The following is a 9340-nucleotide window of genomic DNA, read 5'->3' as shown; positions in this document are numbered from 1 at the left end:
CCTGATGGGCACGCTGGTCGGCCGCGCCATCATCTACCTGCGCATGCGCCACCGCGAAGCGCTGGGCTCTGACGAATTCATTGCCCTGGGCCTGATTGCATTCACCTATGGTTTGGCCCTTTTAAGCCAGACCTACGGGTTTTTGGCGGTGTTCGCCGCCGGGCTGGCGCTGCGCCGCATTGACGAGCCAAAATCGGCTCCGCCACCCGAGCCCGAACCCGAACCCGCGGCCGCACTTAGCCCTGCGGACCTCGAAGCATCAGGCGCCGAAGCGCCCGCCCACATGATGAATGCGGTGCAGCGCTTTAACAGCCAGCTTGAGAGCTTTGTGGAAGTCGGCATTGTGATGGCCGTGGGCGTGCTGCTGGACACCGTCAAGTTTCGCGCCGAAATGCTGTGGTTCATCCCGGTGCTGTTTCTGGTGATTCGCCCGCTGGCAGTTTATATCGGCCTGCTGGGAACGCCCGTCAAAGGCGCGCAACGCCGGCTGATGAGCTGGTTCGGCATTCGCGGCATCGGCTCGCTGTATTACCTGCTTTACGCCATCAGCCACGACATCGAACCGGCGCTGGCCGAGCGCCTGCTGTCGCTCACACTTGCCGTGGTCGTCGCCTCGGTCATTGCACACGGCATTTCGGTCACGCCGCTGATGCAGCGGTATGAAGCGCGCAAAGCCCTGAGCAAACACAATCCAGCGGAAAAACCAGGTTCCAGCCCGCCAGGGGGGTGAACTGGTCCTGCGCCGGTGCTTTACCGAATTTTTTAGTAAAAATAGCCTATGGCCCATATAGGTAGGACGAATGCAGCTACTATTTTTATAGCGGTTGTAGCGCTTAATGCTGGCTGGTTTTGACGAGGTCGGCCGCGGCCTGTGGCGAGGCACCGGCCTTGTCGGCCCGGGGGGCGCTCACGGTTTGCTGGGCCGCCGCGCCGTTGTAGCTGGAGCCTGCCAGGGCGCCTTCACGCTGGGCTTGCAGCACCTCGGCCTTGACTTCAGCGCGGGTTTTGGTCGCCGGCGCGCTCATCTGGTCGAACAGGTAGGAGTTGAAGGTTTCTGCAGAAGCGGCCACGGAAGTCAGCGCAGCTACCGCCAGCACAGCGGTGCCAATAAAGTTTGATTTCATGATGAATATCCTCTCAAAAGTACAGTGACATACCGGATATGGCGGGCACTTCTCGATGTAGTTCCCCGCCTGTCCAACCTCGGTGAGTCACCTTGTTATGGGTCTTGGCTCATCGATGCTTTTACTTTATTACAATCAAATGGATCAATAAATATCAAATAAAACAAGTAATTATTGTTAACTTAGCAATAATAAAGGCGATATATCAAGGACACCATGGACCGGCTTCAATCAATGCGCGTGTTTCAGCAAGTAGTGGACGATGGCAGTTTTGCCGCTGCGGCGCGCAAATTCGACCTGTCGGCAGCCGTGGTGACCCGGCTCGTTGGCGACCTGGAAAACCACCTCGGCGTGCGGCTGCTGCAGCGCACGACCCGGCGCCTGGCCCTGACGGATGTCGGCGAAGCTTATCTGGCCCGCGTGCGCCATATCCTCAATGACATTGACGAGGCCCATGCCGCCGCGCAGGCCAATGCAGAGGAAATGTCCGGCGTCATACGCATCTTTGCACCACCCCTCATTGGCGTGCATGTGCTGGCGCCGCTGGTGGCCGAGTTTGGGCGGCTTTATCCCAAGGTCGTGCTCGACATCCATGTGGACTCGCCGCTGCTGCCGCCGATTCAAGACTACGACCTGACCCTGCTGGGCGCGGAAGACACTTTTGACGCCAACATCATCGCGCGGCCGATTGCGTCTTCGGACGGCATCCTGTGCGCGTCGCCCAAGTACCTGCGCGAGCACGGCATTCCGCAGCAGCCCGAAGACCTCACCGGGCACCGCTGTCTGAGGGTCAAGTTGCCGGCCAACCGCCACCGCAGCTGGCGGCTCATCAACCCGCAAGAGCAACAGCGCGTACTGGAAGTGCAGATCGAGGCCGCCCTGTTGGTGAACCACACCGACACCCTGATACGCGCCTGCGTCGACGGCGCAGGCATCTCCAGCCAGTCAATTGACCTGGTGGCCAACTTGCTCAACAGCGGGGAACTGCAACGCGTTCTGGCACCCTGGATCACCGGCAGAAACACCCTGTATGCCGCGCTGCCAAGCCGCAAGTTCATTCCCGCAAGAACCAGCGTGTTTTTGGAGTTCATGACCGAGTACACGCGAGCGGTGATCAAAAAAATGGAGGCACCGCCGGCCTGAGGCCGCCCAGGGCAATTTTATGGCGCAGCCCAAAACAAAAAAGGGTTACGAAAATTTGTAACCCTTCTGGACTTTCGACCACCGCGGCTTTCCCGGAAACGCGGCAAGTGAGCCGTTCGATGGCCACAGCCAAGGCAACACAAAGTCACATCTTGATGCGGAACGCTTTTGCGATGATTTCCAACGCTTCAGGACTGTCCCATTGCTTTGCCCCATAGTACTTGCCAAGCACCCGACCCTGAGCATCGACCAGCAGCGTCAAGGGAAGCCGATCGGCTCCCAGCATGTTTTCCATAAACAGCTTGCTGTCGATGAAATTGCTGAATGTGGTGTGGGATTGTTGAAGAAACGCCGCGGCACGGTCCGGGTAGTCGTCGGTCGAGATGCCTATCACTTCGAACTGCTTTCCCCCATAGCGGCGTGAGAGTCTTTCCAAGGATCCCATTTCTTGTCGGCAGGGGGGGCACCAGCTGGCCCATACGTTGATGACCAGAGGCTTGCCGCGGAATGCGGACAGTTTTTTAGAGGGGCCGGAAAGCCCCTGCATTTGTGCTTCGCGAAGAAGGCTGCCGACCTCGACCTCACCGGGGGTTTTCGCGAATGCGGGAAAAGTTGTTGCTGCCAGACAGAGCAATACCCAAGAGAAAATTATTTTCATTCCGCCAAGTTTACCTTTCCCCCCCTTTTTTACTGGCATGCGCTTTCTCGTGACAGGCGTGCAAGGTCAGTCCAATGACTGATTACGGAGATGGGATTTTTTAGTGAACGAAATATGAAGCCTGTGAGGCTGCGCTGAGCGTAATAATGTTTGGCCATGCCGGCAATCTTGCGCGCCTCGGTGAGGCCGCTGCACCAGCTCAGGTCGAGCATGGCCACACCCGTCTGCAGATAGTCCTTGAAGTCCCATTTGTGGCGCAGCGTTTCACTGACTCAGATCAGGGCTTCGCAGTCCTTCGCATGCTGTTTGAGCAGATCGAGGCTGTCCATGCGGATGGCATCGCGGCTTTTGCTACCCAGCGCGGTCAGTGTGCAGACGCACCCAGATGATGTTGGGACACTCGCCCAGGCGGATGGCTTCGAACCGTGCATCTCCAATTGAGCCTCGGAAAAAGGCCGCGAGGGTTGCCCCTGGCGGCCTTGCATCAAACAGTGCTACGGACTGGATCAGCCGCCGCGCGCCTTTTTCAGGGCATTCAGCACAACGTTAACAGCCTCAGCGCCGATAGTGGGCACATGCTTGTCATAAACCGGCTTTAGCTTGGCAATAATGCGGGCCTTCTCTGCAGGAGAAATATCATTGACCACCATACCCCGTGCCTTGAGGATGGCGAATGACTTAGCATCCTGCGCGCGGCTTGCATCGCGCTGGACCGTCTGCCCTTCCAGTGCCGCTTCACGCAGCACGGCCTGCTCCTGCGGGTTGAGCTGATCCCACAGCTTTTTGCTGTAAAGCACAAAGAAGGGTGAGTACGCATGACGAGTCACCGTCAAATACTTCTGGACCTCATAGAGTTTGCCTGTCTCGATCGTGGAAAAGGGGTTTTCCTGGCCATCGATGGCCTTGGTTTCCAGCGCGGTGAATACTTCCCCAAAGGCCATCGGCGTCGGGTTGGCACCCAGTGTCTTGAACGTGTCGAGAAAAATGCTGTTCTGCATGACACGTATTTTCAAGCCGTCAAAGTCTTCGATTTTGCTAACCGCGTGCCTGCTATTGGTCAAGTTGCGAAAGCCATTTTCCCAGTAGGCCAGATTGACAAGGCCAGCTTCTTCAAGCTTCTTGTTGAAGTACTTTCCAGCCGGACCGTCCAGCACGGTGTAGGCTTCTTGTTCGTTGGCAAACAGAAACGGCAGGTCGAACGCGCCCAGTTCCTTGACGATACCCATCAAGGCCGAGCCGGATGTGCACACTATCTCTTGCGTACCCGCACGCGTAGCCTGGGCACCAGCAAGGTCACCACCCGCGGAGCCGCCCCAGAAAGCATTGATCTTGATCTTGCCGCCGGTCTTGGCATTAAGCACCTCCTGCATCTTCTTGACGCCCAGTCCGACTGAGTGGTCTTCGTTCACGCCGTTGGTCCACTTGATGGTTCGCTCGGCGTACTGGGCGAAGGCTGAAGTCGCCACCAGCAAGGCGGCGCCGGCGAGGGCTGATACGAGGGTTCTGCGTTTAAACATGGTTGTCTCCTTAAATATAAATGACAGGGGTTGGGGAAAATTTGTCAGTGCATCCACCAATGAAGTGGCGCTGTGACGATCTGGGGAAAAAGAACCAGCAGGAAAAGCACGACCAGCTCGGCCACCAGGAAGGGCAGCACGCCCTTGAAGGCGTCGTCCATGGTGATTTTTGCCACACCACACACGACATTGAGCACCGTGCCCACCGGAGGTGTGATCAGGCCGATGGCGTTGTTCATGACGAACAACACGCCAAAGTAAGCCGGATTGATCCCGGCCTTGAGCACGGAGGCTGGCGTAATTAACCGCATTGCGGATGGAACAGCCCAAGACTTCATTTGTGACATCGTCGACTAATACTCGACGCGGGAGCCAAGGCCCAGCTCTGCGGCCAGGCGCAGGGCGAGGTCGGCCACCACCAGGTCCTGCAAGGCCACACCGGTGCCATCGAAGAGGGTGATTTCCTGTGCTGTACGCCGTCCATCGCAGAACCCTGCGATGACCTCTCCGATGCTGCCGCGCAAGCTCTGCGCCGTGATCAACCCGGCGTTATAGGCATGCTGGCATTCGCCGATGGTGATGGCCTGTGCGGTCTCATCCACAAACAAGGCGGCACTTGCCACCAAGGCGGGATCCAATTCCTGCTTGCCCTTGGTGTCGGCCCCCATGGCGCTGACATGGGTGCCGGCGCGCACCCAGGATTTTTCTACCAAGGCACGTTGCGAGGGCGTCACGGTGATCAGAATGTCGGCGTTGACCGCCACCGCCTGACAGTCGGTTTGGGGGGCGTACTCCAGTCCAAGTTCCGCCACTATGCGGCCGAAAGTCGCGATATTTTCCAGAGAGGGGTCCCAGGCGTAGACCTTGCGGATGGGGCGCACGGCCAGGGTAGCGCGCAACTGGTATGCCGATTGGGCGCCGGTGCCGATGATGCCGAGCACGGTGCTGTCGGGGCGTGACAGATACTTGGTGGCGATGGCGCTGGCTGCTCCGGTGCGCACCCCGGTCAGGTAGTTGGCGCTGACCAGCGCCGAGGCGCGGCCCGTTTCCGGATCGAACAGCAAGGTCGAAGACTGGTGATTGGTCAACCCCTTTGCCAAATTATGGGGCCAGTAACCGCCCGCCTTGAGGCCAAGAATGGGAGCACTGGTGTCACAGCCAGTCTTGACGCCGAAAACAGCATCCTGATAGCCCACCACCTCGCGCACGACAGGGTAATTACGGGCTTCGCCGCGCGCCATGGCGGCGAAGGTTTTTTCGACCGCGGCGATGGCGCTTTCAACGCTCACCAGGACGCGAGCGTCCTCTTCGGAAATGACCAACATGTCGTCTTCCTTTCTGGCTTTACCAGCCGCTGAAACGCTGCCAGGACGCCGTGATCTCGTGACCGGATCCCAGCACGTTGTAATGACCATACTGCGCTGCGGTGGAACAGGCATGGTTGGGCAGGATCCGAACCTGGCTGCCCACAGGCAGGTGCAGCGCGCTGTCCACCTTGCCGGATCGGTGCGCCATGATGCCGTGCTCCTGGTTGGCGCCCACCAGAATGAAGTCGTCCAACGGCTGGCCATCAAGGTCGCAGACGACGCCGTAACCCTGGTCCACTGGCTGTTTGGCCGTGCCACGGTCGCGTGACATGGCCATCCACCCGGCATCAAGAATGGTCCAGCCTTTTTCGCGCTGATGCCCGATCACCGTGGTCAGGACCGACAGGGCGATGTCGTCCAACCGGCAGACATTCAGGCCGGCCATTACCAGATCGAAGAAGACGAACACGCCGGCACGCACCTCCGTCACGCCCTCCAGATGCTCGGCGAACAGCGCGGTCGGCGTCGAGCCCATGCTAACCACCGGGCACGCCATGCCCGCCGCGCGCAGCCGATCGGCCGCATGAACGACCGCGTCACGCTCCTGCTCGGCCATGGCGCGAATCGCGGCCACGGATGGGCAGTCGTAGGAACTTCCGGCATGGGTGAGCACCCCCTTCACCGTAATGCCGGCGCCCTCGAGGAACTGGCCGATCTCGACCAACTCGGCAGCGTCGGGCCTCACGCCCGAACGGTGACCGTCCGAATCGATCTCGATAAGGACGTTGAAGGGATGCCGCGCCGCCTTGGCACGCTCGGCCAGAATCCGGGCGGTCTCCATGCTGTCCAGAAGGAGCAACAGCCGCACCCCCTTGTCCTGCAGGGCCATCACATGGTCCAGCTTGTTCGGCGCGATGCAGACGGCGTACAGGATGTCTTTGACCCCGTGCGCCGCGAAATACTCGGCCTCCAGCAGGGTGGAGACCGTGATCGGACCTTGCGGTGTTTCCATGAGTCGACGCGCCACGTCCATGCATTTGTTGGTCTTGACGTGAGGACGGAAGGTCACATTCAGGCGGCGCAGATGGCTGCGCATACGCTCGATGTTGCGGTCCATCCGCGCCTCATCAAGAATCAGCGCGGGTGTTTCCAGCTGTTCCAGAACTTGTTTCGGCATCTCAGTTCCCCGTGTCTTGCGTTTCACGCGTAAGTACCCGCCCGGGCCGCGCGCCCGTCGGCCGTCCATCGCGCCAGACAATGGCGCCATTGACAATCACCGTGTCGATACCGCGTGCCGGCGCGATGGGCTTCTCATAGGTGGCGACCTCGTCCACCGTGTCCGCATCGAACAGGGTCAAGTCGGCGTATGCCCCTTCCCTCAAGACGCCCCGGTCCCGCAGGCCGAAGTTCTTCGCCGTCAGTCCGGTCATCTTGTGCACGGCGGTCTCCAGCGGGAAAAGCCCGAGCAGGCGTCCATAGTGGCCCAGCACGCGCGGAAAACTTCCCCACAGCCGCGGATGCGGTGCCGCATCATGCGGCAGGCCGTCGGAGCCGATCATGGTCTGGTCGAACTTCAGGATGCGCTGCACATCGGCCTCGTCCATCCTGAAGTAGATCGCACCGGCGGGGCTCAGGCGCCGAACTGCCTCCTCCTGGGGTACTCCCATTTTTTGCGCGATATCGGCCAGGTCTTGGCCGGCATACTCAGGCAGCGCTTTCGACCAGCTGACAATGACGCGTGTGGAAGTTGCCGCCCGGTCAGCGGACAGGATGGTGGAGCCGGCCGTGTAGGGATAGCAGTCCAGGCAGATCGCCTGCTTGGCCATGTTTTTTTCGATGAAGGACAGCGTTTCCTTGGAGCGGCCATAATTCGCCTGCCCCACCAGCTTGTGGTGCGAGATCACCACCGGCACCCCCACCTCGCGGCCGATGCGAAAGCTTTCCTCCAGCGAGTCGATCACCCGATCCGCCTCGTCGCGCATGTGGGTGCAATACATGCCGTTGAATTTCTTGAGCGGTCGGCAGATCTCGATCACCTCCTCAGTGGGCGCGGCAATCGCCGGCTCATAGAACAACCCGGTGGACACGCCGATGGCGCCCGCGCGCATGGCCTCGTCGACCAGTTCGCGCATGGCGCCGATTTCGGCCGTACTCGCCGGCTGCGTCAGGTCATCCATGGTGGCCACGCGCAAAGTGGTGTGCCCCACCAGCATGGCGCAGTTGGTGGCGGCGGGCTTGGCGCGCAACTCATCGATGTAGGACGAAAACGTGGGGAAGTGAAACCAGCCCCCCTGGTCATCTAGCAGATTCAGCGGCGGCGTGACCGGATTGGGAATGGGGCGCGGCATCGGTGCCAGCGAAATGCCGCAATTGCCGCCGATCACCGTGGTCACACCCTGGCTGACCTTGGGCGCCATGTCGGGGTTGGACAGCATGAGGCGATCGTCGTGGGTGTGCGCGTCGATGAAACCCGGTGCCGCAATGCGACCCGCCAGATCGACTTCCACCTCGCCGCGCAGCTTTGAGAGATCGCCGATACGCGCGATGCGGTCGCCACGAATGCCGATATCACCCGTGAAACGGGGCGCGCCCGTACCATCGACGATGCTTGCGTTGCGAATCAGAAGGTCAAAATTTTCCTGCATCAGGGGCCTTTGAGTTGAAAAGTTTTTTATTTGCCGCAGAGTGGCGCGCCATGCATGCGACACAGAATGTTGAGCAGTTCGGGAATCATTTTTTCGCCGCCGCCCACATTCGAAGCGGTGACAAAGGTCTGATGAACCGCCTCGCCGACAAAGGCACCGACCTGAAGCTCTTCTGCCATGTGGGTGAAGTACCGCAGGTCCTTGCCCGCATTGATCAAGGAGAACAACATGCTTCCAGGCTCCCCGCTGTCGAGAAATGGCATCAGGCGTTTGAGGACAACGCTGTCGCCCCCTCCGGTTGCCAGCACCTCGGTCAGAACTTTGCGGTCGATCCCGGCCTTGCCGGCGCAGGTATAGGCCTCAGCCAGCAAGGCCAAGGTGCCCAGAGAAATGTAGTTGTGCAGCAACTTCATGCGATGGCCGGAACCGACCTCACCACCGACGAAGATATTTTCGGCGTAGGCTTCAATCAGCGGTCGGACCTCCGCAATCGTTGCGGCATCTCCACCGAGCATGGCATTGACACAGCCATCTTCGGCATGCTGGGAGGTACGGGTCATCGGGGCATCGACATAACGTCCGCCTCGCGCCTGCACCGCAGCCGCCACTTTGACCGTCGACACAGGGTCTGCCGTCGTGCCATCCACGACAATGCTCCCCGCCCGCAAGCCTTCCAAAAGACCATCCGCACCGTAGACACAAGCTTCAACCTGGGGCGATCCGGTGACACACATAAACACCACATCGGCAGCCGCAGCCACCTCTTTGGGGGTCGCAACCGTTTGAGCCCCCATTTTTATCAAGTCATCGACAGGCTGGTTGCCCGGATGCTCAAGCAGGGTCATGGCGTGCCCCTGCTTGAGCAAATTTTTTGCCAAGCCGTGCCCCATCAGTCCCACACCGATAAAGCCAAGTTTTCTTTTGCCAGACATGTCCATTCCTTTCA

General features: G+C 59.7%; 10 protein-coding genes and 1 pseudogene. 2 read left to right on the top strand and 9 right to left on the bottom strand.

Going from position 1 to position 9340, the window contains the following annotated elements:
• Positions 1-730, top strand: a 730-nt coding sequence (locus tag B3F77_RS14655) for a cation:proton antiporter (protein WP_293605665.1), incomplete at its 5' end; no start/stop codon positions are given.
• A 103-nt stretch (positions 731-833) separates the two neighbouring features.
• On the opposite strand, the gene B3F77_RS14650 is transcribed toward B3F77_RS14655, so the two are convergent.
• A complete protein-coding gene (locus B3F77_RS14650; protein ID WP_293605664.1) occupies positions 834-1124 on the bottom strand; it encodes a DUF4148 domain-containing protein in 291 nt (96 codons plus the stop codon).
• Between the two features lie 216 nt (positions 1125-1340).
• Between B3F77_RS14650 and B3F77_RS14645 the strand changes: the two genes are divergently transcribed.
• Positions 1341-2267 carry a LysR family transcriptional regulator gene (locus tag B3F77_RS14645; protein WP_293605663.1) on the top strand — a complete coding sequence of 309 codons (927 nt, stop codon included), beginning with the start codon at positions 1341-1343 and terminating at the stop codon, positions 2265-2267.
• A gap of 145 nt (positions 2268-2412) precedes the next feature.
• Here the strand turns inward: B3F77_RS14645 and B3F77_RS14640 are convergent, their stop codons facing one another.
• The 8 genes and pseudogenes from B3F77_RS14640 to B3F77_RS14605 all read right to left on the bottom strand — a co-directional run bounded on the left by B3F77_RS14640 (position 2413) and on the right by B3F77_RS14605 (position 9326).
• Complete coding sequence (locus tag B3F77_RS14640) at positions 2413-2964, bottom strand: TlpA disulfide reductase family protein (RefSeq protein WP_293605662.1); 552 nt, start codon at positions 2962-2964, stop codon at positions 2413-2415.
• Positions 2955-3185 (bottom strand): hypothetical protein, encoded by a 231-nt coding sequence (locus B3F77_RS14635; RefSeq protein WP_293605668.1) that lies wholly within the window; start codon positions 3183-3185, stop codon positions 2955-2957. The genes B3F77_RS14640 and B3F77_RS14635 overlap by 10 nt, the downstream gene beginning before the upstream one ends.
• A 246-nt stretch (positions 3186-3431) precedes the next feature.
• Entirely contained in the window at positions 3432-4442 is a 1011-nt protein-coding gene (locus B3F77_RS14630; protein ID WP_293605661.1) for a TRAP transporter substrate-binding protein, read from the bottom strand.
• A 44-nt stretch (positions 4443-4486) separates the two neighbouring features.
• Positions 4487-4732: pseudogene (locus tag B3F77_RS14625) on the bottom strand (TRAP transporter large permease subunit); the annotation flags it as partial.
• A 63-nt stretch (positions 4733-4795) separates the two neighbouring features.
• The gene (locus tag B3F77_RS14620; protein WP_293605660.1) at positions 4796-5767 is read right to left on the bottom strand and encodes an ornithine cyclodeaminase family protein; all 972 of its coding nucleotides are present in this window, start codon (positions 5765-5767) and stop codon (positions 4796-4798) included.
• Positions 5768-5786: 19 nt separating this feature from the next.
• The gene (locus B3F77_RS14615; RefSeq protein WP_293605659.1) at positions 5787-6926 is read right to left on the bottom strand and encodes a DSD1 family PLP-dependent enzyme; all 1140 of its coding nucleotides are present in this window, start codon (positions 6924-6926) and stop codon (positions 5787-5789) included.
• 1 nt (position 6927) lies between these two features.
• Complete coding sequence (locus B3F77_RS14610; RefSeq protein ID WP_293605658.1) at positions 6928-8394, bottom strand: N-acyl-D-amino-acid deacylase family protein; 1467 nt, start codon at positions 8392-8394, stop codon at positions 6928-6930.
• Positions 8395-8420: 26 nt separating this feature from the next.
• Positions 8421-9326, bottom strand: a complete 906-nt coding sequence (locus B3F77_RS14605; protein ID WP_293605657.1) for an NAD(P)-dependent oxidoreductase — start codon at positions 9324-9326, stop codon at positions 8421-8423.
• Positions 9327-9340: the final 14 nt, after the last annotated feature.

The sequence above is a fragment of the Polaromonas sp. UBA4122 genome (assembly GCA_002381615.1).
GTDB lineage: Bacteria > Pseudomonadota > Gammaproteobacteria > Burkholderiales > Burkholderiaceae_C > Polaromonas.
The sequence above is the reverse complement of the archived record's forward strand: the minus strand, read 5'-3'. Positions and strand labels throughout refer to the sequence as shown.

Coding starts and splice junctions, on each gene's coding strand:
- B3F77_RS14650 (WP_293605664.1), bottom strand. CDS start 1,124: ATGAAATCAAACTTTATTGGCACCGCTGTGCTGGCGGTAGCTGCGCTG.
- B3F77_RS14645 (WP_293605663.1), top strand. CDS start 1,341: ATGGACCGGCTTCAATCAATGCGCGTGTTTCAGCAAGTAGTGGACGAT.
- B3F77_RS14640 (WP_293605662.1), bottom strand. CDS start 2,964: ATGCCAGTAAAAAAGGGGGGGAAAGGTAAACTTGGCGGAATGAAAATA.
- B3F77_RS14630 (WP_293605661.1), bottom strand. CDS start 4,442: ATGTTTAAACGCAGAACCCTCGTATCAGCCCTCGCCGGCGCCGCCTTG.
- B3F77_RS14620 (WP_293605660.1), bottom strand. CDS start 5,767: ATGTTGGTCATTTCCGAAGAGGACGCTCGCGTCCTGGTGAGCGTTGAA.
- B3F77_RS14615 (WP_293605659.1), bottom strand. CDS start 6,926: ATGCCGAAACAAGTTCTGGAACAGCTGGAAACACCCGCGCTGATTCTT.
- B3F77_RS14610 (WP_293605658.1), bottom strand. CDS start 8,394: ATGCAGGAAAATTTTGACCTTCTGATTCGCAACGCAAGCATCGTCGAT.
- B3F77_RS14605 (WP_293605657.1), bottom strand. CDS start 9,326: ATGTCTGGCAAAAGAAAACTTGGCTTTATCGGTGTGGGACTGATGGGG.